The 23051-nt window shown below is 66.1% G+C and carries 15 protein-coding genes; 7 read left to right on the forward strand and 8 right to left on the reverse strand.

The features are described from left to right. The first annotated feature begins 5 nt into the window (after window positions 1-5). Together FPJ27_RS01155 and FPJ27_RS01160 are read left to right on the forward strand one after the other, a co-directional pair. Window positions 6-983 carry a type II secretion system F family protein gene (locus FPJ27_RS01155; RefSeq protein WP_204421107.1) on the forward strand — a complete coding sequence of 326 codons (978 nt, stop codon included), beginning with the start codon at window positions 6-8 and terminating at the stop codon, window positions 981-983. A gap of 36 nt (window positions 984-1019) precedes the next feature. Next, complete coding sequence (locus FPJ27_RS01160) at window positions 1020-1994, forward strand: type II secretion system F family protein (protein WP_175947192.1); 975 nt, start codon at window positions 1020-1022, stop codon at window positions 1992-1994. A 325-nt stretch (window positions 1995-2319) separates the two neighbouring features. Here FPJ27_RS01160 and FPJ27_RS01165 read toward each other — a convergent pair whose 3' ends face one another. The 5 genes from FPJ27_RS01165 to FPJ27_RS01185 form a co-directional block, all read right to left on the reverse strand. After that, window positions 2320-3276, reverse strand: a complete 957-nt coding sequence (locus FPJ27_RS01165; protein WP_204421108.1) for a transporter — start codon at window positions 3274-3276, stop codon at window positions 2320-2322. Window positions 3277-3312: 36 nt separating this feature from the next. Further along, window positions 3313-3840 (reverse strand): flavin reductase family protein, encoded by a 528-nt coding sequence (locus tag FPJ27_RS01170; RefSeq protein ID WP_204421109.1) that lies wholly within the window; start codon window positions 3838-3840, stop codon window positions 3313-3315. 5 nt (window positions 3841-3845) lie between these two features. Beyond that, window positions 3846-5084: a styrene monooxygenase/indole monooxygenase family protein gene (locus FPJ27_RS01175; RefSeq protein ID WP_204421110.1), complete on the reverse strand. Its 1239-nt coding sequence runs from the start codon at window positions 5082-5084 to the stop codon at window positions 3846-3848. Window positions 5085-5145: 61 nt separating this feature from the next. After that, window positions 5146-5934, reverse strand: coding sequence for an SDR family oxidoreductase (locus tag FPJ27_RS01180; RefSeq protein ID WP_204421111.1), 789 nt, complete (start codon window positions 5932-5934; stop codon window positions 5146-5148). Window positions 5935-5974: 40 nt separating this feature from the next. Then, entirely contained in the window at window positions 5975-7222 is a 1248-nt protein-coding gene (locus FPJ27_RS01185; RefSeq protein WP_204421112.1) for a dienelactone hydrolase family protein, read from the reverse strand. A gap of 362 nt (window positions 7223-7584) precedes the next feature. Between FPJ27_RS01185 and FPJ27_RS01190 the strand changes: the two genes are divergently transcribed. Both FPJ27_RS01190 and FPJ27_RS01195 read left to right on the forward strand, forming a co-directional pair. After that, window positions 7585-8610 carry an AraC family transcriptional regulator gene (locus FPJ27_RS01190; RefSeq protein ID WP_204421113.1) on the forward strand — a complete coding sequence of 342 codons (1026 nt, stop codon included), beginning with the start codon at window positions 7585-7587 and terminating at the stop codon, window positions 8608-8610. Between the two features lie 502 nt (window positions 8611-9112). Continuing rightward, window positions 9113-11308 (forward strand): TonB-dependent siderophore receptor, encoded by a 2196-nt coding sequence (locus FPJ27_RS01195; RefSeq protein ID WP_204421114.1) that lies wholly within the window; start codon window positions 9113-9115, stop codon window positions 11306-11308. A 21-nt stretch (window positions 11309-11329) separates the two neighbouring features. On the opposite strand, the gene FPJ27_RS01200 is transcribed toward FPJ27_RS01195, so the two are convergent. Next, window positions 11330-12136, reverse strand: a complete 807-nt coding sequence (locus FPJ27_RS01200) for a response regulator (RefSeq protein WP_072439632.1) — start codon at window positions 12134-12136, stop codon at window positions 11330-11332. Window positions 12137-13281: 1145 nt separating this feature from the next. On the opposite strand from FPJ27_RS01200, the gene FPJ27_RS01205 reads away from it, so the two are divergent. Beyond that, the gene (locus FPJ27_RS01205) at window positions 13282-16875 is read left to right on the forward strand and encodes a YadA-like family protein (protein WP_204421115.1); all 3594 of its coding nucleotides are present in this window, start codon (window positions 13282-13284) and stop codon (window positions 16873-16875) included. A 229-nt stretch (window positions 16876-17104) separates the two neighbouring features. Here FPJ27_RS01205 and FPJ27_RS01210 read toward each other — a convergent pair whose 3' ends face one another. Then, window positions 17105-17524: a DUF1810 domain-containing protein gene (locus FPJ27_RS01210; RefSeq protein ID WP_204421116.1), complete on the reverse strand. Its 420-nt coding sequence runs from the start codon at window positions 17522-17524 to the stop codon at window positions 17105-17107. Between the two features lie 331 nt (window positions 17525-17855). On the opposite strand from FPJ27_RS01210, the gene FPJ27_RS01215 reads away from it, so the two are divergent. After that, window positions 17856-20615: a UPF0182 family protein gene (locus FPJ27_RS01215; RefSeq protein ID WP_204421117.1), complete on the forward strand. Its 2760-nt coding sequence runs from the start codon at window positions 17856-17858 to the stop codon at window positions 20613-20615. A 19-nt stretch (window positions 20616-20634) separates the two neighbouring features. On the opposite strand, the gene FPJ27_RS01220 is transcribed toward FPJ27_RS01215, so the two are convergent. Beyond that, window positions 20635-22005 (reverse strand): MFS transporter, encoded by a 1371-nt coding sequence (locus tag FPJ27_RS01220; RefSeq protein ID WP_034182297.1) that lies wholly within the window; start codon window positions 22003-22005, stop codon window positions 20635-20637. A 593-nt stretch (window positions 22006-22598) separates the two neighbouring features. Here FPJ27_RS01220 and FPJ27_RS01225 point away from each other — a divergent pair. Next, on the forward strand, window positions 22599-23051 hold the full coding sequence (locus FPJ27_RS01225; RefSeq protein ID WP_204421118.1) for a type II toxin-antitoxin system HicB family antitoxin: 453 nt from the start codon (window positions 22599-22601) through the stop codon (window positions 23049-23051).

The following is a 23051-nucleotide window of genomic DNA, read 5'->3' on the forward strand; positions in this document are numbered from 1 at the left end:
GCTTCATGAACACGATCTTTTACGGTTTTGTGATTCTCACCTTCGTCGCGGTCGTGCTCGCGATCGAAGGCGTCTATCAATGGTGGAACGCGCGGCACGGCGCCGCCGCGCGCCGGATCGAATCGCGCATTCGCGCGATGTCGGCCGGCGGCAATGTACAGCAGGAGCGGCTGTCGATCCTGAAGAAGCGCATGCTCGACGATTCGAAGCCGTTCGACCGGCTGCTGATGCGCTTGCCGCGCGTGCACTCGCTCGATCTCGTGATCCAGCAATCGGGCCTCGACTGGACGCTCCCCAAGCTGATCGTGCTCAGCGCGGTGTTCGCGGCAATCGGGTGGGTCGCGCTGAGCTTCGCCACGTTGCCGCAACTGGCCGCGCTGCCGGTCGCGCTGCTTGCCGCGTGCCTGCCGACGATGCACATGATGCGCCGCCGTGCGCGCCGGATGCTCAAGCTCGAGCGGCAGTTGCCGGACATCTGCGACATGATCGCGCGCGCGCTGCGTTCCGGTCATTCGTTCACGGGCACGATCGGGATGGTCGGCGAAGAGTTTCCCGATCCAATGGGCGGCGAATTCCGGATCACGTTCGACGAGGTCAACTACGGCGTGTCGCTGCACGACGCGCTGATGAACCTCGCGACGCGCGTGCCGGTGCAGGACCTGCGCTACTTCGTGATCGCGGTGCTGATCCAGCGCGATACGGGCGGCAACCTGGCCGAGCTGCTCGACAGCATCTCCGCGCTGATCCGCGAGCGCTTCAAGCTGTTCGACAAGGTGCGCGTGCTGTCGGCGGAAGGGCGGCTGTCGGCGTGGATTCTCGGGCTGCTGCCGTTCGGCACCGCCGCGGTGATGGCGGTGGTGAACCGCGAGTTCCTGGCCGTGCTCTGGGAGGATCCGGCAGGGCTCAAGCTGGTCGGCGGGATGCTGATGTCGATGCTTCTCGGCATGTTGTGGATTCGCCGTATTGTCCGGATTCGTGTCTGACGCGCGAATCGAATAACGAACCGTTGCGAGGCTGTCATGCAAAATCTGAGCGTGGTCCAGGCCGTGATGCTGGGCGGCTTGTTCATCTTCGTGGCCGGCGGCGTGCTCGTCGCGATGCTGCTGTTCGCGCCGCGCAGCATCCAGCGCCGGCTCCAGCAGGCGGGCGGGGCCGGTGGCGGCGCCGTTGCGGGCGCGGGCGACGGCGACGACCTGGCGTCGCGCTGGGTCGCGAAGCTGGTCGAGCTGTCCACCCCGATCTCGAAGCTGTCGGTGCCGAAGGAGGGCTGGGAGAATTCGCCGCTGCGCATCCGGCTCATGAATGCCGGATGGCGCAACCAGAGCGCGGCCGCACTCTACTTCACCGCGAAGACGGTGCTCGCGCTCGCGTTGCCGTGCGCGGCGCTGCTGGGGCTGATCACGACCAAGCTCGGTGATGAGCGCGAGTTGTTGTCGGTCATTCTCGTGGCGCTCGCCGGAATCGGCTACTACATCCCGAACGTCGTGCTGTCGAAGCGGATCAAGGCGCGTCAGCAGAAGATCTTCGAGGATTTTCCGGATGCGCTCGACCTGCTGACGGTATGCGTCGAAGCGGGGCTCGGGCTCGACGCGGGGCTGATGAGGGTGAGCGAGGAGCTGCGGTTCCGCAGCGAGGTGGTCGCGAGCGAACTCGACCTGCTGCTGCTCGAGATGCGCTCCGGCTTCACGAAGGAGACGGCGCTGCGTAATCTCGCGCTGCGCACCGGTGTCGAGGACATCGAATCGTTCTGCGCGATGCTGATCCAGGCCGATCGCTTCGGCACGAGCATCAGCGAATCGCTGCGCGTGCTGTCGGACATGCTGCGCACGCGGCGGCGGATGCGCGCGGAGGAGCGCGCGGCGAAGATCGCGCTGAAGCTGCTGTTCCCGCTGATCTTCTGCATCTTTCCGGCGCTGATGCTGGTGCTGCTCGGGCCGGCGATGATTCACGTCTATCGCGTGCTGCTGCCGACGTTCGTCACCATCGCGCCGTGAGCGCCGTGAGCGGCGGGCACGCGCGGCTTCGAGCGTAGCGCCCCAAAGGTTTTGCGTGCCGGCCCCGACACACGCGCCGGCCGGCACGGCAACAGGCTTCATGGAGGCTCCCTCCCCAGGCGGCGCCGCGAGACAGGTTGACCATAGCGGCGTCAACGCATCCTGGACCCATGGTCGGCCATGGAGCAAGCCGTAGTCCACCGCCTTCGTCGGCTGCCCCCTACTGCTATCCCTGAAGGCCGTTGCCGGCCTCCCGGCCGGTGCGCGGGCCGAACGAATCGCGCCGCTCGCGCAAGCCGGTTTGCGTGCCCGCCGCGCCACCGCATCACTGGAAGTGATGCACATAACGCAGCACCATCCGCGTCCCCTGCGGCCGGTTTCGCGCTTGGAACTCGAAGTACGTATTGAACAGCAGGTGATCGTGCGGCGAGAAGCTGACCATGGCGCCCGGGCCGATTGCCAGCACGGCCTCGCGCGTACCGGGCACGTCCTGCCCGTTTTCCTTCATGTCGGTGGTCTGGCGCAGCCAGTAGCCGTTGAGTCCCAGCCGCAGGCCCGGGCGCACTTCATACTCGGTCGCGAAGTTCGCATGGATCGCCTGGCCGGCCCGGGTCGACGTCACGTCGGGGCCGAGCGACGCGGCCGGCTGATGGTTGGTCGCGTTCCACAGATAGTGCAGGCGCCATGACACGGTCCATTTCGGCGTCAGCCACAGCGTCGCCGCCCAGTACGGGTCGAACGACCAGAAATGGCTGCCCGGGTTGATCGCGCGCGACGGATCATACGCGCCGGTCGGCGCGATGAACTGGAATTCCACGCGCTGCGCGAAGCGCGGGCCCTGCGCGCCCATCACCGGGTCGAACTGGATGAACGGGCCGATCAGCAGATCGCCGAACCCGGCCCGCGAATTCAGCGCGACGTTGCCGATGCCGTCGTCGGTACGCGCCGATGCAATCCACGGCAGGATCACGTCGAGGCCCGGATGCATGCCGGCGAACGTCAGCGGCGATTGATAGACGAGCTGGCTCAGGCCCGCGAACAGGTCGATGTCCTGCTTCGGCAGGCCGACCTTGTTGCCGGCATTGTCGTCGATGCGGCCGGCCGTGTAGTACTGCAGGTACTGCGTGCCGTACCAGCCGGAGCCAGCCGGCGGCATCCCGTCGAGAAAACTGGTCATGCCGAGGTTGACCGGCGGCAGGTCGGCCGCGTTGGCCGACGCGTGGCCGGCCAGGCCGGCGATCGCGAGGCCTGCGGCGACGAGCAAGCGAGAGCCGAGTTTCATGTTCACCACCTCCTGGATATTTATTTGTATAACTAATCAAACGGCGCGTGAAAGATCGGGGTGATCGGCAATCGCACGATACTGGCCGGCATGGAACACGAGCGGTGCCTTGCCGAACGCGTCGAACTGCTCGATCTGGCCGATGAAGAGCAGGTGATCGCCGCCTTCGTAATGGCCGACGTTGCGGCACACGAAGCGCGCGCTCGCACCGTCGAGGCAGGGCACGCCGCCGCTGTCCGAATCCACGTGAAGCACGCCGTCGAACTTGTCGGCACTGGGCGTCGCGAAGCGGCGCGACAGGTCGATCTGGTCGTGCGCGAGGATGTTGATCGCGAAGTGGGTGGCCGCGACGAAATCGGGCCGGCTCGGCGCGACCTTGCGAAGACTCCACAGCACGAGCGGCGGATCCAGCGACAGCGACGAGAACGAATTGGCTGTGAGGCCCACCTTGCGTCCGTCGGCCGCGCACGTGGTGATCACGGTGACGCCGGTCGGGAACTGCCCGAACGCGGCACGCAATTGCATCGGGTCGACGCTTGGGCTGCAGTTAACGGTCGTTTCCATGTCGGTTACTCCGAACGGGTACTGTGTTCGCGGATCAGCGCCGCGCACGCCGACGGCTCGAACCACCACGGGGAGAACCGGCGCGGATCGTCGAAGCCGTCGACGATCGCCGCGGCGAGCGACGGCAACTGGCCGGCCGCGCCGAGCAGTTCGAGAATGTGCGGCGGCGGCGGCGTGAGCAGCGAGTTGGTCCAGCGCACGACATGCTGCGCGTAGGCCCAGTAGCCTTCGAACGTCTGCTGCATCCAGTCCTCGCCGAACGGCGCGGCATCGCGCGCGACGATCGCGTCGAAATATGCCTTCGCGCATTTCGCGGCGTTGTTCGAGCCCTGCCCGGTGATCGGATCGTTGACCACCACCGCATCGGCCATCCCGAACACCGTGCGACCCGACGGCAGCCGAAAGAACGGCTTGCGCACCGTCGGCGCAAAGCGCCCGGACAGCGTGCCGTTCGGATCGGTGAGCTCGACGTCGCGGCAGCGCTCGAATTCCCACGGCACATAGTGCTGCAGGAACGACAGGCTTCGATCGAGGTGCTGCTCGGGTGTCTTCACGTCGGCCCAGCAGTCGAGCGGGCCGCCCGGAATGCCTTCGAACACCATGATTTCGCACGGGCCCGTCGTGGTCAGCGCGGGGAACACGAAGTACTCGCCGATGCCGGGCAGCAGGTTGAAGCGCACCCGCGAATACGGCTGGCTCGGCGCCATCCCTTTCACGTAGGTGAGGGCGAGCGCGCGTTGCGGGCGGTCGAACGCACTGCGCGCGTCGTCGCGGCCGAGCAGGTTGACGATCTCGCCCTTGCCGGCGGCGAGCAGCACGAGATCGTGGCTGCGCGCCAGTTCCTCGAGTTCGGGCACGCCGACGTCGCAGATACGCACGTCCGCGCCGCGGCGCCGAACGCCGTCGAGCCAGTCGGCCATCTTCAGGCGCTGGTCGACGGACTGTGCATAGCGGGTCAGCCGCGACGACCACTCGATCGCCTTGCGGCCGTTGCCGTCCGGGTGCGGCACCGCGATGCCGATGCCTTCGACGGACGGGCACGCTTCCTCCCAGGTGTTCAGGCCGAGATCGCGCTCGATCTGCAGCGCGGTATGGAACATGCACTGGCTCGACATGACCTTGCCGGCGCGGATCTGCTCCGCGTCGCGATTGGTCGCGAGCGTGACGTGGTAGCCCTGGTCGAGCAGGGCGAAGGCGAGTTGCAGGCCGGACTGGCCGGCGCCGACGATAGCGATGCGTCTCATGAGAATGTCCTTGGATGGCCGGATGCCGGCCGGAATGGATGCGGGGAGCGGCGGCGGGCGGTCATTCCGCCAGGCGCGGAATGGCCGGCACCGCCTGTTCGGGGCCCATCGCGGAATAACCGCCGTCCACCGCGTAGTCGGCGCCCGTCACGAAGCTCGCCGCATCGCTGCACAGGAACGTCACGACCTGCGCGACCTCCGACGGATCGCCGACCCGGCCGAGCAGGTGAAACGGCGCGGCGACGCGATCGGTCTTCGCGCGGTCGCCGCGCGTCATCTCGTCCATCACGCGCGACCATGTCCATCCCGGCGACACCGAGTTGACGCGAATCCGGTCGGGCGCGAGATCCATCGCCATGCTGCGCGTGAGCTGGCGGATCGCCGCCTTGGAGGTCGGATACAGCCAGCGGCCGGTTTGCGCGCACTGGGCCGAGATCGAGCTGAAGTTCACGATCGCGCCGCCGCCGCGCCGGACCATGTGCGGATGAACGGCCTTCGCCAGCATCGCCGCCGACACGACGTTCACGTCCATCGCGGCGAGCCAGTCGTTGCGGGTCGCCTGGATGCCGTTGTCGACATAGCTGCACGCGAGGTTGACGAGCATGTCGATCGCGCCGAACCGTTCGGCGATGGCCGACACCGCGCGCTCGATCGCACGGTCGTCGGTGATGTCGATCGCGACGAACATCGCGCGTTCGCCGAGCGAATCGGCGACGCGCGAGCCGTTCTCGGTATCGAGATCGAGTATCGCGACGCACGCGCCGGCACGGGTCAGGTCCTGCGCGACCGCGGCGCCGATCAGCGTGGCGCCGCCGGTGACGATCGCGACTTTGCCAGCAAGGGTAGTCATGGGGTATCTCCCGGAATCGAAGGGTGACGGAAGGGCCGCGTCAACGCACGTCCGGCGACGGTTCGCTGTCCTGCCAGCGGCGCATCAGGCCGTTAGACGGCACGGTTTCGTCGAGCAGCTTGCGCGCCGTTTCGACGCCCGCGACCGGCAGGCCGGCCGGATCGAGCAGGCCGATCTGCACGAGCACGCTCGCCTGATCCCAGTAGATGTGTTCGTGATAGAGCTTGTCGCCGCGAAACTTCACGATCGCGACGAGCGGGATCTCGACGCGTCTGCCGGTCGGCGCGACGCCCGGCAGCATCCAGTCGATCTCGGTGGTGTGCGTGAAGCAGAACAGCAGTTCGTCGACGATCTGGCTCGCGCCGATCGTGCGCGAGATCGGCGTGATCGTGGTGTCGGGCGGATTCGCATGCACGAAGTGATGCGTGTAGAAACGCTTGAGCTCGTCGTAGCCGACGCCGCCCGTCAGCGTCGGAATATGGTTGACGTACGGCTCGGCCACCATCGTGGCCATCGTCGCGTCGACGTTGCGCGTGTCGAACTCGTGCAGGAGATGCGCTTCCCACAGCGCGGAGAGGTCGTAGCGCGGCCCGAGCGCGGCGCGGAACGCGGCGATCGAGCGCTGATGCGCCATGATCGCGGCGGCCTTGTCGAAATGGTCGCCGCCGATGCGGGCGAACGCGTGATCGACGCCCGGATAGACATACACCTCGACACCTTCGCGCCCCGACAGCGCTTCGGCGATGCGCTGCTGCGCGTCGGGCGGGCAGAAGCGGTCCTGCGCCGCGATCTGCAGCACGAGCCGCCCGCGCAGGTGCGCGGCCTCGTCCAGCGCGTGCTCGATGCCGACGCCGTAGTAGCTGACCGCGGCGGCCACGCCCGGCAGCCGGCATGCGGCGAGATACGCGAGCTTGCCGCCTAGGCAGTAGCCGAGCACGCCGGCTTCGCCCGTGCATTCCGGCCGTTGCGTGAGCACGCGCAGCGCGGCGCCGACGTCCTCGACGCCCTTGTTCTCGTCGTACTCGCGATAAAGCGCCATCGCGCGCTCGAAATCGGCAGGGGAATCTCCGAGCTCGATCCCCGGCGACTGGCGCCAGAACAGGTCGGGCACGAGCACCGCGTAGCCTTCCTCCGCATAGTAGTCGGCCGTTTCCCGCATCGTCGCGTTCGCGCCGAAGATCTCGTGACACAGCACGATGCCCGGCCCCGTGCCGTCGGCCGGCGTGCTCAGGTATGCGCGAAACGTCCCGCCTTCCGGCGACGGAATCTCGATGTAACGTCCTTTCATGTGTCCCTCCATGCTGTTCGTTTCAGTGACGGGCCCAGTATTGGCGGACGAAACCCGCGCTTCTATCCGCTTTCTTCGGCCGGTATCCGTGAACTCCGGAAACCTGACGATCCGGCCGCCGCGCCAGGGCGGGCGCGCGGCCGACTGCGGGTATGTGCGGATACGGAAGCCCCGCACAGTTTTCTACGATGCGCGAACGGTCCGATTCTTGCGTCGTTTGCGCGGGACTTGCGGGTTCGGATGGCCGGACTGGCCGGACTGTCCGGATACTCCGGGCGCTATCCGGATCGTGCAGCGGGATTCCCCAATACCGGGAACACATGCACGGCGCGAGTGCGATCGAGCATGACGGGAGAACTTCGATGGCGCAAATTTGCGAAACCGGCTGGCTTGCCGACGCCGCCTGTTTCAATCACGGCAACCTGCTGCTGCAGTCGGACGATGTCGACGAGGTGCGCGCACGCGTCGCCGATGTGTTCAAGCCGCACCGCCTCACGCCTATCGGCCAGTCGCGCGCGTTGCACAGCTGCATGCACCATGCGCGCTGGGGCAACCTGTCGTTGAACCTGCTCGATTACGGCGGCGGCGTCAGCATCGAGCCGGGGCCGCTCGAACACTTCTTCCTGTTGCAGATCCCGCTGCGCGGCGACGCCGAGATCGAGTGCGGCTCGACGCGCTTCGTGTCGTCGCCGGGCACCGCGTCGCTGATCTCGCCGACGCTGCCGCTCAAGATGCGGTGGGGCGATGCATGCCCGCAAGTCATCCTGCGCATCGAGCGCGAGGTGATGGAGCGCCACGCGCAGCGGCATTTCGGCGACGATCGGCGCGCGCCGGTCGAATTCGAACCTGAATTCAGCCTGTCGTCGCAGCAGGGGACGTGTCTGGCCCAGATGCTGCCGATCCTCGCCGGTGCGATCGCGACGGATACGCATCCGCTGCGTCACCCGCTCGCGTTCGAGCAGCTCGAATCGACGTTGCTCAACCTGCTGCTGCACGGCCACCCGAACAGCGCGCGCAACGGCACGCGGCACGTGCCGATGGCGCTCGCGCCGTTCTACGTGCGGCGCGTCGAGGAATACATCCGTGCGCATCTCGACGAGCCGCTGACGATCGAACGGCTCGCCGAGCTCGCCGGTGTCAGCCCGAGCACGTTGTTCGCCGGTTTCCGCAATCGCCACGGGATCACGCCGATGGGCTTCGTGCGGCAGTTGCGGCTGCAGCATGTGCGCGAGGCGCTGCTGGCCGACGACACGCCGGGGCTCGCGTCGGTCACCGACATCGCGCTGAAATGGGGATTCGCACACCTCGGGCGCTTCGCGATCGAGTACAAGCGGGCGTTCGGCGAGTCGCCGTCGGCAACGCTCAGGTTGCGGCGCGTGCGGAATTGAACCCGTAGTGAACCGCCGGCGCGCACGCGCCGTGCGGCTCCCCGGACGTTACCGGGTCGCCTGACGACAAGTTGCCCCCGGCACGGTGCGCAGCCGGCCGGCACGACCGCCAGAACGCGATGCAGCGCGGTCGGCCCCCGAACCTTCTCCCTTCACCGCTTTAGCGAAGCCTGCGCGACCGAGGCCGGTATCCGTTGCGTCGGCCTGCTGCCGAACGGCGGACGATCCGTCACGCGTCGGCGTTTCCTCGCCTGCCCCCCAACGCGTCGCACCCGTGATTCGCCTGGAAGCGCATTTTTTTTTAAAGACCGCGCCACGTTCGACCGGTATGATCGCTGCGCTCGCGAATTGCGCCATCGGCCAGTGCCGGCCAGTGCAGGGCGACTCGCGCGCGACCGACATCACCAGCACGACCATCAAGACAGCGCAGGACGGACGCCGGCGGCGCACCGTGCCTCGATCCGGCCGAACGGGCCAAGACAGCACGACGGAGTATTGAACGATGTTGACGGAGACAGGGGCGGCGCGACGCGCATGGGCGATCGCTGCCGGGGGAGCGTTGTGCGTGGCCGCCGCGGGCGGCGCGCACGCGCAGGCGTCGAACGCAGCGGCGCCGCAGCAGGCCGGCGCAGCGGCGGTGGCCGTGCTACCGCCGATCGACGTGAAAGGAACGGCCGGCGGATCGTCCGTCGGGCTCGTCGGGCTGCGCACCACGGCCGGCACGAAGACCGACACGCCGGTGGCCGAGATCCCGCAGACGACCAACATCGTGACCGCGCAACAGATCGAGATGACCGGCGCGGCCGACCTGAACCAGGCGCTGCGCTACGTGCCGGGTTTCGCGACGTTCGGCGCCGACAGCCGGACCGACTGGTATGCGGCGCTGCGCGGCTTCACGCCGACGCTGTACGTCGACGGCGTGCCGACGCCGAATACGGCCGTGATCGCGAACTGGCGCGTCGACCCGTACACGATCGACTCGATCGCGGTGCTGCGCGGGCCGACGTCGGTGCTGTACGGCGCGGGCGAGCCCGGCGCGATCGTCGACGCGCACACGAAACTCGCCGACGGCGAGCGCGTGCGCGAAGCCGGCGTGCAGATCGGCAACGATGCGCGCAAGCAGTTCATGTTCGACGTCGGCGACCGGCTCGACCCGGACGGCCGGTATGCGTATCGCTTCGTCGGCGTTGCGCGCGACGGCAATGCGGTGACCGGCCCGAACGGCGACCGGCGCGTCGCGCTGGCGCCGTCGTTCCGATGGCGGCCGAACGCCGATACGTCGCTGACGTTTTCCGCGTCGTTCCTGCAGGACGGCGGCGACATCTCGTCGAACTTCCTGCCCGCGTCGGGCACGGTGCTGCCGAACCCGAACGGCCGCCTGTCGCAGGACATCTACATGGGCGACCCTGCGTTCAACGACTACCGGAAGAAGCAATGGTCGCTCGGCTACGCGCTGGAGCATCGCGTGAATGCGATCTGGACGCTGCACCAGGACGTGCGCTGGTCGCACCTGTCGCTCGACGACGCGACTGTGTTCGGCATCGGCCTGGCGCCCCGCAGCACGACCAACATGATGCGTTTCGCGGGGCTGTTCCAGCTCAACTACAGCCGGCTCGATATCGACAACCGCGCGCAGGCGCGCTTCGGCACGGGGCCGTTCGAACACACGCTGCTGTTCGGCCTGCAGTTCGACCGGCAGACGACGACCAACAGCGTGTGGCTCGCGCTGGCGCCGTCGCTGAACCTGTACCACCCCGTCTATCGGCCCGTGACGGCCGCGATCTTCTCCGGCCCGACGTCGCTCGGCCACGTCGACCAGTACACGGCGATGAACGCGGTCGGCGTGTACGCGCAGGACCAGATTCGCTGGCAGCGCTGGACGCTGACGCTCGGCGGCCGCGAGGACCGCGTGAATGCGCGGTTCGACGACCGGACGGCCGGCACGCAGACGCGGCAGGACGTCAGTGCGTTCTCCGGGCGCGTCGGGCTCACCTATCAGGGTGATGCGGGGCTGTCGCCGTATGTGGGTTATTCGACGTCGTTCGATCCGGTCATCGGCGTGCGGATGGCCGGCGGCGGTTTGCCGAAGCCGACGCGCGGCACGCAGACGGAAGCCGGGCTGCGCTGGCAACCGCCCGGCCAGAACCTGATGCTGAACGCGGCCATTTACCAGATCGACCAGACCAACGTCGTGACCCCGACACCGGCGAATCTCGATCCCACCGGCACGACATCCGTGCAGACCGGCAAGGTGCGCTCGCGCGGCATCGAGCTGAGCGCGGTCGGCAAGGTGACACGCGAGCTGTCGGTCGTCGCGTCGTATATGTATCAGGACGTCAAGAACGTGCAGGCGAACGACGCGTCGCTGAACCACTGGCCGGTGTCCGTGCCGCTGCCGCGGCAGATGGCGTCGATGTGGGCCGACTGGACCTGGCATACGGGCGCGCTGTCGGGCCTCGGGATCGGCGCCGGCGTGCGCTACCAGAGCGCGTCGGCCGGTGCACCCGACAACTCGCTGACGGTGCCGAGCACGACGCTGTACGACCTGGCGATGCACTACGAGATGCGCCACTGGCGGTTCGCGCTGAACGTCGCGAACCTGTTCGACCGGCGTTACGTCAGCGGCTGCACGTCGTACACGGTGTGCGTGTTCGGCAACGAGCGGACCGTGCTGGCCAGCGCGAAATACAACTGGTAATCGCGCTCGCGCCGCCCCGGCCTATGCGCCGCGTTGCGGTTCGCGGGTCGCGGCGCGCCGGCCCGCGTGGCGCTGGCGCCGCCATTCGGTCGGTGTGATGCCGAAACGTTCGCGGAAGGCGGTCGCGAAGTTCGCCGGCGTGGCAAAGCCGATTTCCTTCGCGATGCTGGCGATGCTGAGCGACGTCGAATCCAGCAGATTCTGCGCGATCCGCAGCCGCTCGTGCCGCAGATATTCGAACACCGTCTGGCCGAGATTGTCGCGAAACGCGCGTGACAGCCGCTTTTCATGCGTGCCGACCGCGCGCGCCAGTTGCTCGACCGTCGGCGGATCGTTCAATGTACGCGACAGGTGGCGAATGGCCGCGCGCACGATGATGTCGTCGTCCTTGCCGTCCGGTAACGGACTCTCCGTGTCGACAGGCCGCTCACGCCGGGTCCGTGCGAGCTGCACGCGAATTCGCGCGAGCACTTCGGCAGGCTCGAACGGCTTCACCACATAGTCGACGCCGCCAATCTCCAGCCCCTCGAGGCGTTCGTGCAATTCGCCGGCCACGGTCAGGAAGATGACCGGAATCGCGCTCGTCAGCGGATCGGCGGCCAGCAGCCGGCACGCGGTAAAACCGTCCATGCGCGGCATGCGGACATCCATCAGGATCAGGTCGGGTATCAGCGCCTGCGCGCGCTCGCACGCCTGCGCCCCGTCGAATGCGATGCTGATCCGGCAGCCGGTGCTGCGCAGGATGTCGATCAGCAAACGCAGCTGGTCGGGCTGATCGTCGACGATCAGGAGATGGGCGTCGCTCAATGCGGAGATCGATGGGGGCATCGTGCACCTGTTCTGGAAAGGCGGCTGGCTGTGATCCCGCGGGTGGCCTGCCCGGTGCGGGGAATCGTCGGAAGCCGCTCTATGACGATGCGCAAAACGCATCGCACGCTCGCATCGACAATCGGATTGGGCCGGACTGCGCGGCAGGCAACCGCTCGGCGCAATACCCGGCGTTCGTTGTTTTGATCGCTGAGCCGGTAAAGGCGCGGAGAATTGCCGTGGTCGCGTCGTGAATGGTCGCGGCTGCCGGTATCGATGCGAGCGGAATTGTAGGAGCATATTTCGAATCCCGCCAGATGGCTTGTCGATATTCGCGTCATGTCGTTTTACGCATTTTAAGGATGTGCTGCGGTTTTTGTTTGCGGTGTCGCCATGTTGATGTTCGTCAAAGCGCGCTGACTCCATGTGTGTCCGGCACGCAATGGCTCGGTCGAGTCGACTCCGTGGTCGCGAGTCGTTCGATTGCATTTAATTCAAATCCGCTTCGGCAAAGTATTTATCTGCTGCAAAAAACATTCCCATTAATCGCAATGGCGCGCAATCGTTTGCGAGGCGGTAATATTTTAAGTAACTCATTGAATATATTGGATTTTGCAATCTATAAACAATGTCGTCTTTGATAATCATCGATCGTGTCTCATAATTCGTCCGAACTTTGGGCGCCGGATGGCACGGAACAACCGAAGGCTCGGCGAACCGCGATGGATGTTGCGCGATTCAAGTCCGAAGCATCGGTCGATGTATGTCCGAGCGGATGTTCTGGGCATCGAAGCGGAAATCCGGTTGCCGGAGATGAAATAAAAGAGACGAGGTTGGTCGCGGTCGGCGCGACGTCGGATTCGGGGTAGTTATAAAGACGGGTTGAATCTCCGGATTCAGTCGGGGGAGAGCTCGTCCATAAATAACACTCCGTATTCCTAATGTACGTAACGAATTAACGGAACGGGCCGCAAAGAGACGGCGTGCCCGGGCTATCGGACGCCCTGTCGATTTGCGCGGTCGGTGCGTGTCGTGTTCGACACGCCCGGGCCGGGCATCGGGAACAGGTTCCGCACTGAAGTCGCAATCGCAGTCGAAGTCGAAGCTGTCAATAAAAGTAAGTAGTCCGTATTCAAACCAGACGCTACAAAACGGAGCAGAACAGCATGAAGAGGAATCAGATTTCGGCGCTTGCCGCCGCCATGTTCACGGGTGCAGGTGTGCTGATCGCGGGAGTCGCGCACGCGGACAATTTCGTCGACCGCGGCAACCCGGACAACGCGCTGAACGGCCAGTGCATCGACGGGACCAACCCGCTCTGCGTGGCAACGAAGAGCGGGAGCTACGTGGCGGTGAGCACCTCGAACGTGACGCAGGGAACGAATGCCAGGGCCGGCACCAGCGGTATCGCGATCGGCGATCAGTCGAATGCAAGCAGCAAGGGCGGCACCAGCAGCGGCGGCGCGATTGCGATCGGCGTCGGCTCGCAGGCGCTGGCGAACTCGGCCACGGCGATCGGCACGGTGGCGGTCGCGCAAGGCAATACGTCGCTCGCGGTCGGCCGCCAGTCGGCCGCGGTCGGCGATTTCTCGATGGCGCTCGGCAACGTCGCGGATGCGCACGGCACGAGCTCGATCGCGCTCGGCCACTCGGCGCTGGCCAGCGGCGATCGCTCGATCGCGATCGGCGGCGCCAACCCGACGTCGAGCGACGGCGTATCGAACGGCGCCGCGTACGACGCGGCGACGCAGACGCGCGCCGGCGGCACGCAATCCGTGGCGATCGGCGCGGGCGCGCAGACGAACGACAACAACCAGGTGGCGATCGGCTCGGGCAGCGTCGGCGCGAACAACGGCGGCACGCCGGTATTCGGCGGCACGGCCGCGCCGGTCGGCGGCGCGGTGTCGTTCGGCGCGCTCGGCAACGAACGCCAGCTCAGGAACGTCGCGGCCGGTGCGGCCGATACGGACGCCGTCAACGTCCAGCAGTTGAAGAACGTGAACAGTACCCTCAGCACGGGCATCGGCAACGTCGACGCGCGCGTGACGTCGGTCGGCAATTCGTTGTCGACGTCGATCACGAACGTCGACCAGCGTGTGACCAATGTGGGCAACAGCCTCAGCACGAGCATCGTGTCGGCAACGCAGAACGTCGTGAAATACACGGACGATTCGCATGCGGCGATCGCGCTCGACGGCAGCAACGGCACCACGATCGGCGGCGTCGCGGCCGGCGTGGCCGATACCGACGCGGTGAACGTCGGCCAGTTGAAGGGCAGCGTCGCGCCGCTGCAAACGTCCATCTCGACGGCGGCTTCGAACATCGCGAACCTGCAGAACAGCGTCTCCGGCATCAACACGTCGCTGAGCACGGCCGCCTCGAACATCGGCAACTTGCAGGCGGCCGATACGCGCAACGTGAAGTACGACGGCGCGAGCGGGTTCGACTCGGTGACGTTCGCCGGCACCAACGGCACCACGCTGCACAACGTCGCGGACGGCAAGGACGTGCATGACGCGGTCAACGTCGGGCAACTGAACGGCGGCCTCGCATCGCTCAGCACGAGCGTGACGAACAACCTCAGCACGACGCTCGGCAACCTGAGCACGTCGATCACCAGCCAGATCGGCGCTGCGACGAAGAACGCCGTGCAGTACGACGACGACGCGCACGGCGGCGTCACGCTCGGCGGCCAGGGCGCGCAGGCGCCGGTCGGCCTGCACAACGTCGCGGACGGTATTGCCGCGGGCGACGCGGTGAACGTCGGCCAGCTCGGCAAGGCGACCGACACGCTCAATCAGTCGATCGCGACCGTCGGCAACCAGGTGACGACGAACACGGGCAACATCGCGGCGCTCCAGCAGGATGCGCTCCAGTGGAATGCGGGCCTCGGCGCGTACGATGCGAGCCACGGCGGCAACGGCCCGCAACTCATCAGCAACGTCGCGGCCGGCAAGAACGGAACGGACGCGGTCAACGTCGATCAGTTGACCGCGGCGATTCACGACGGCACGAGCCAGCTCGATGCGCTGGCCGTGAAGTACGACGATGCGAGCAAGCGGCAGGTTTCGCTCGGCGCGGGCAACGGCGGCAGCCCGGTGCGCGTGACCAACGTCGCGGAAGGCAACGTGGCGTCCGGCAGCACGGACGCGGTGAACGGTGCGCAGTTGCGCCGCGCGATCGACGGCACCGCGGCCGCGCTAGGCGGCGGCGCGACGGCGAATCCGGACGGCTCGATCAGCGCGCCGGCTTATAAGGTCGGCGGCGGCTCGTTCAACAACGTCGGCGACGCGCTGACGAACCTCGACGGCCGCGTCGGCAGCAACACGACGACGCTCGAGAATCACGAAACGCGCCTCGGCAATGCCGAAACCAACATCGCCGGCAATACGGCCGCGATCGCCGGGCTGCAGCAGGACGCACTGCAGTTCGACCCGAAACTCGGCGCCTACAGCGCGGCGCGCGCCGGCGCGCCGACGAAGCTGACGAACGTGGCCGACGGCAACGTCGCCTCGGGCAGCACGGACGCGGTGAACGGCGGCCAGCTGTCGGGCGTGAAATCCGCTCTCGAACAGCAGATCACGCAGGTGTCCAGTCAGACCGGCGAGGCGGTGAAGAACGTCGTCAAATACGATGTCGACGCGAACGGCAACCGGCTGAATTCGGTTTCGCTCGTCGGCGGCGACACGAACTCGGCCGTCGTGCTCAAGAACGTCGCGGCGGGCACCAGCGATACCGACGCGGTGAACGTGAAGCAACTGAAGGACGTGCAGTCGAATCTCAACCAGCTTGGCGCGCTCGCGGTGCAGTACGACGACAGCTCGAAGAGCACGATCACGCTCGGCGGCGCCGGCGGCACGCGCATCACCAACGTGCAGGCGGGCACCCTCAGTGCCACCAGCACGGATGCGGTGAACGGCTCGCAGCTCTATGCGACCAACCAGCAGGTGTCGAAGAACACGACCGACATCTCGAACCTGCAGGGCAGCGTGACCAACATCGCGAACGGCAAGGCCGGCCTCGTGCAGCAGCAGGACCCGAACGGCGCGATCACGGTCGGGAAGGACACGGGCGGCACCAGCGTGAATTTCTCGGGCACGGCGGGCGACCGCACGCTGACCGGTGTCGCGGCAGGCGTGAACGACAACGACGCGGTCAACGTCGGCCAGTTCAACAACGCGATGAAGAGCGTGGCGGCCAACGACAGGATCCGCACGGCGGCGACCGATGCGAACACGACGTGGATCGCGCGTGCCGATGCGGGTTCGATCGGATCGACGGCGACCGCGACCGGCAAGAACGCGGTGGCGGTCGGCCAGGGCTCCGTCGCCGATCGCGACAATTCGTTCTCGGTCGGCGCGAAGGGCAGCGAGCGCCAGATCACGAACGTCGCGGCCGGGACTGCGCCGACCGACGCGGTGAACGTGCAGCAGCTGAACGACAACCTCACGGCCGCTTCGACGCAGGCGAAGAGCTACACCGACCAGCGCATCGGGCAGGTGTACAACTCGTTCAACGACCTGAAGAAGGACATGTACGGCGGCGTCGCGTCGGCGATGGCGGTGGCCGGCCTGCCGCAGCCGACGGGCGCGGGCCGCTCGATGGTGTCGGCGGCGACCTCGAACTATCACGGTCAGCAGGGGTTTGCCGCCGGTTACTCGTACGTGACGGAGAGCAATCGCTGGGTCGTCAAGGCGTCGGTGACGGGCAACAGCCGGTCGGATTTCGGCGCGGTGGTGGGCGCGGGGTATCAGTTCTGACGCAGGTCGCGCAGCGTCGAATGGCCGGGGGGGCCGGGCAGCGATTGTGATGCCTGGTACCAGCGGGAAATCCTTGGCCCGGGGTCAGTCGGCTGACCTCGGGCCATCGATGTTCGACGTGGTGCTTAAAATCAAGGCATCGGGAAATACCGAATCTCCTCAACGGATACACACGGGCGGACGACCAACGACCCGTCGTGGCGTGGAGGTTTATTCGGCCCGACACCGCCTAGATTCTCGCGAGCGTGCTGTGATCGGCCTCACCGCCGAAATATTTCTCGAGCGCCTCCACGAACACCGCGTTATCGGCAGTCGCATGCGCGAACAACGTGACCGACGACCGGAATTTCAGGTAATCCGGATACCCGAGAATCGTCTGGATCGAACTGCCTTCAACCTGATTGACCAGCCGCGTACATTCCCGCAGCCTTTCGCCGAGCAGCGGATGCTGAAGATACGCGACGGCTTCGGCCAGTGTCGTGATCGCATACCGTTGCGCCATCGCGCTGTCGCCAAGCCCTTCGATCTGCGGAAACACGAACCACATCCAGTGGCTTCGCTTGTGTCCGTTCTTCAGCTCGTCATATACCTGCGCATACACCGGATCCTGTGCGTCGACAAAGCGCTGAAGATCATGGGGATCGTCCATTTCGCCCTCCGTCCGTTCCGGAGCGGCAAGCCGCCCGAGCGCTCATTGTGAGCGTGACCCGGATGGTGTGCAAACGCCCCGTTGACCGTGTGCTCACCCGGCTTCGCATCGCGTCCCGCGAGTGGGAGCGATCGGATTTGCTGCAGTGCAGTGCAGTGCACTGCGATCGATCGCCCGCAAGTGACGTCGCGCATGCCGTTGGATGGCGACGTGCCGGCAACCGGCGTAGCATTCAGACATGTGGCCGGCCGCGATCCCGACCGACGGATCGGCGGTACACCCCGATCCGGCCGCAGCCGGCCTCGCATGACGGCCCGGCAAAGGAGCCTCGATGCGCTCGCAAGCAACGTCCGTCTCGCGCCTGAGGCGCTATGGGATCATGGCTGCGGTCGTCGTCGCGTGCCTGATCGTCATCGGGCGCATCACCGGTATCCTGGTCGACTGGCTCTGGTTCTCGTCGATCGGCTATGCCGGCGTCTTCTGGACGATCCTGTCCGCGAGGGTGCTGCTGTTCGTCGCGGTGCTCGCCGTGTCGGCGGCCGCGATCGGCGCGTCGGGGTTGCTCGCGCATCGTTTTGCAAGGTCCGTCGATGTCTGGCAGGTAGAGGAAGCTTCGTCGACGCGCGCGGAGGATGTCCTTCGGGCGCTCGCAGCGGAGGTCGCATCGCGCGTTCCATGGCGCGCGGTCATCGCCGCGGGTGCCGTCTTCCTCGGGCTTGCGATCGCCGCCGGTGCGATGTCGAGTTGGGATGTCGCGCTGCGCTTTCTGCATCGGGTGCCGTTCGGCGCGCGCGATCCGATCTTCGGCAAGGACATCGGCTTCTATCTGTTCGCGCTGCCCGTCTGGATCGTACTGAAGAACCTGCTGCTGCAAGTGGTCGTCTGCTGCGCGATCGTCGCGGCCAGCGTCTACTGGCTGCGCGGCGACATCATGCTGCGCCCGCGGAAGGGGCTTTCGTCGGCTGCCGCCGTTCACGGTTCGGCGCTGCTGGCGCTGTTCTTCCTGCTGAAAGCCTGGTCCTGGTGGCTCGAACGCTTTCTGCTGCTCTACGACAACAACGGTGTCGTGGTCGGCGCCGGTTATACGGATGTCCACGTGATGCTGCCGGTGCTGTGGCTGCTCGTCGGCCTCGCCGTTGCGTCGGCCGTTGCGATGCTGGTCAACCTGCGCCGGCCCGGCTATCGGCTGCCGGCCGCTGCGGTGCTGCTGGTGTTCGGCACTTCGTTTGCGCTCGGTATCGTCTATCCCGCGCTGTTCCAGCGCTTCTACGTCAAGCCGAGCGAGCTGCAGCTCGAGACGCCCTATATCCAGCACAACATCGCGTTGACGAGGCAGGCTTACGGCCTTGCGCAGATCGAGGTCAAGCCGTTTGCGGCCGGGCAGGGCCTGAATCTCGCGGCGCTGCAGGCCAATCGCGCGACCGTCGACAACATCCGCCTGTGGGATGTGCAGCCGCTGATGGATACCTATGCGCAGTTGCAGGAGATCAGGACTTACTACAAGTTCTTTTCCGTGGATATCGATCGCTACCGGCTCGACTCCGGCTACCGGCAGGTCATGCTGTCGGCGCGCGAACTGGAGCAGACGATGCTGCCGGAGAACGCCCGAACGTGGGTGAACCTGCATCTGCTGTTTACCCACGGCAACGGCGTCGTGATGTCGCCGGTCACCGAGAAATCCACGGAAGGCCTGCCGTCGCTCTATCTGCGCGACATTCCGCCTGCCGCGGACGGCGGGCCGGCGATCCACGAACCGCGCATCTACTTCGGCGAAGGCGGGCAGGGTTATGTGATCGTGAAGGGCAGCGTGCCCGAATTCGACTACCCGAAGGGCGACAGCAACGTCTACACGTCCTACAGCGGGCGCGACGGTGTCGCGATCGGCGGCGCGGCACGGCGCAGCCTCTTCGCATGGCAGTTCGGCGATCCCAACATCCTGCTGACGCACTACATCACGGACGACAGCAGGATCCTGTTTCACCGCAACATCCGGGACCGGATACGCACGATTGCGCCGTTCCTCGCGCTCGACCACGACCCGTATGTCGTGGCAAGCAACGGACGCCTGTTCTGGATGCAGGACGCCTATACGACCAGCCGCTGGTTTCCGTATGCGCCGCCCGGTGTCGGCGACGGCGCCAACTACATTCGCAACGCGGTCAAGGTGGTGGTCGACGCGTACAACGGCACGGTCGACTTCTACGTCAGCGATCCTTCCGATCCGCTGGTTCGGACTTACGCGCGCATCTTCCCCGGCATGTTCAAGCCGCTCGACGCGATGCCGCCGGATCTTCGACAGCATATCCGCTACCCCGAGGATCTGTTCCTGATCCAGGCGAACCTCTACCGCGCTTATCACATGGATGCGCCGGAAGTGTTCTATAACCGCGAGGACCTCTGGCAGTTTCCTCGCGCGCTGGGCGATATCGACGGGGGCGACGCAGCGAACGCGCAGATGGCGCCGTACTACACGATCATGAGGCTGCCCGGCGATGCGCAGGCCGGCTTCGTACTGATGCTGCCGATGGTGCCGAGCCAGCGCGAGAACATGATCGCGTGGCTGGCCGCGCGTTGCGATCCGCCCGGGTACGGCAAGCTGATCGTCTACGCGTTCCCCAAGGACAAGCTGATCTACGGGCCGTACCAGATCGAGGCGCGCATCCAGCAGAGCACGGATATCTCGCAGCAGATCTCGCTGTGGAACCAGATGGGCTCGCGCGTGATCCGCGGCCATCTCGTGGTCGTGCCGATCGAGAACTCGATACTTTACGTGTCGCCGCTTTATCTGCGCGCGGCGTCGGGTCAATTGCCGGAGCTGAAGCGGGTGATCGCGGCCTACGGCGATCGCGTCGTGATGGAGGAAAACCTGAGCGAAGCACTCGCAGCGCTCTTCAAGGAGACGGGGCCGGGGCCGGTGGCGGCGCCGGCCCGCGGCGCGGCGGATGCGCGCGCCCGCGAAGCGCTGGCCCATTACGACCGCGCGATCGAGCGGATGAAGGCGGGGGACTGGGCCGGCTTCGGCGCGGAACTCGATGCGCTCCGGCCGTTGCTCGAAGCGCTGGGCGCCGTTCGCGCGGACAACAAGAAGTGATTGGCGCGCGGCCGAGCCGTCAGGTCACCGGCGGCGCGTGCCCATGATCCCCCAGATCCCGCGCCTCGTCGTATTCCCGCGAAATATCCTTGTTCGTGTAGTCCCCGAGCTTCGATGCGGCGACCAGGCTCAGCACCGCACATACCAGCACGTACACCGCGATCGCATACCCCGAGTGGTAGTAGGCAAACAGCGCCGTCGCGATCAGCGGTGCCGGGCCGCCTGCGATGACCGAAGCGAGCTGATAACCCATCGACGCACCGCTGTATCGCAACCGCCCGGTAAACGACTCGGCAATCAACGCAGCCTGCGGCCCGTACATCATCGAATGCGGGACCAGCGACAGCACGATGGCCGCGAAGATCCATACCGGATTCCGGCTGTCGACCATCGCGAAGTAGAGGAATCCGAACACACCGACGGCAGCTGCACCGATCATGTACATCCGCCGCCGCCCGATCAGATCCGACACGTGCCCGAACAGCGGGATGGTGACGAATTCGACCACGGATGCAACCAGCACCGCCGTCAGCAGCAGTTCGCGCGTGACGCCGAGTGCCGTGATCCCGTAAGTGAACACGAACGCCGTAAAGATATAGAACGGCGCCTGCTCGGCCATCCGCGCAAACGCCGACAGCACGATATCCCTCGGCTGCTTGCGCAGCACTTCGAGCATCGGCGTCTTCTCGATCCGGCGCTCGGCCAGCAGCTTCGCGAAGATCGGCGTCTCGAGAATATTCAGGCGGATATAGAGCCCGATCGCGACCAGCAGGATGCTGAGGAAAAACGGCACGCGCCAGCCCCACGCGAGGAAACTGCTGCCGGAAAGCCAGCTCATGGCGAGCACGGCGAGGTTGGCGAGGAACAATCCCGCCGGCACGCCGAACTGCGGCCACGACGCGACGAAGCCGCGATGCGCATTGGTGCGCGCCCACTCCATCGACATCAGGACCGAGCCGCCCCATTCGCCGCCGACGCCGACGCCCTGAATGAAGCGCAGCACCGTGAGGAGAACGGCGCCCCAGATGCCGATCGTCGCGTAGGTCGGGACGAAGGCCACGGCGAACGTGGCGAGCCCCATCAGCAGCAGGGTCACGATCAGGGTGGCCTTGCGTCCGATGCGGTCGCCGTAGTGGCCGAAGATCGCGGCGCCGACTGGTCGCGCGACAAAGCCGACGGCATAGATCAGGAACGCCTGCAGTGTGCCGACGAGAGGATGGGACTGCGGGAAATACAGCTTTGCGAAGACCAGGCCGGTGACCGTGCTGTAGAGGAAAAAGTCATACCATTCGATCGTGGTGCCGATCGTGCTGGCTATGACGGCACGGCGCAACTGGCGCCGGGCTTCCTCGTCGGAGAGGGGCGTGGCCGCGGATTGCATGGCAGCCATTTTGATATCTCCCGGAAAAGGGCGACAGAGAAATAAACCATACGCCCCGCGATAGGTTCCGGCAAGTCGCTCTGCATCTTGCCAATCCGAAGGATTGCGAACTTATGCCGGACGTTGGCGACCCGCATGGACAGCACGAGCGCGACGAGGACCGCGTCGATGACGCGTTGGGGCCGCGAGACACAGGCAGCCCCACGCGCCGACGGAGAATGCCGCGAGGATGAGCGCGGCAGATCGAACGAGTGTGACGGGATTCACGGTGACGCTCCGCTTCGATGGCAACAACCTCACGCGTGCGTGATGAAGCGCGCCGCATCCCGGGGCGTCCCGGGCGTGCTGGCAACGGAGGGGCCGGCGCGCCTGATGCGAGCAACGCGCTCGATCGCCGTGCAAATCATCGGTACGGTGCCGTACGTGGATCGGGCGTGTTGCGCTTGCCACGCGCGGATCGCGCCGCATCCGGCGACCCGGTGCGTGCGCGGCGGGCAAGTCACCACGAAACCTGCCCCGAAGACTGTTCTTCAGCGTACCGACTCATCGGGCCGTCGCGATGCACGATGACGTTCGGCGCATTCTTCTGTCTGGAGCGGTTCATGAAATATCCGATCTATATCACGCGGCACGGGAATCCCCGCTATCGCGGCGCGCTTCCGGATTTTCCCGAAGTCGACGTGGAGGGCGACTCGTATGGCGAGTTGCAGGCGGCCGTCGCGCAACGGGTCATGGCCCGTTATGACCGGTCCGCGCGTCTCGTTCCGCCGCCGACCACGGACATGTCCGTATTGCAGGCGTCGGCGGTCGATGCCGGCGACGGGATCTGGCGCTTCTTCGACATCGACCTGACTCGGATGACGTCGAGTTCCGTGCGGATCGAGCTGTGCCTGCCGAAGCGCATCGTGCACGACATCGATCGGACGGCGGGCGCGCTGCATACGACACGCGATGCGTTCGTGTCGATGGCGTGCGAGCACGCCGCCGACCGGTCCGCGCAGCACGGCGGGTTGCGTGGCGAACCCGTCGCGACATCGCTGTCGGAAGCGGTTTGA

Origin of the sequence: Burkholderia sp. MS455 (genome assembly GCF_016899445.1) — a bacterium.
GTDB lineage: Bacteria > Pseudomonadota > Gammaproteobacteria > Burkholderiales > Burkholderiaceae > Burkholderia > Burkholderia pyrrocinia_C.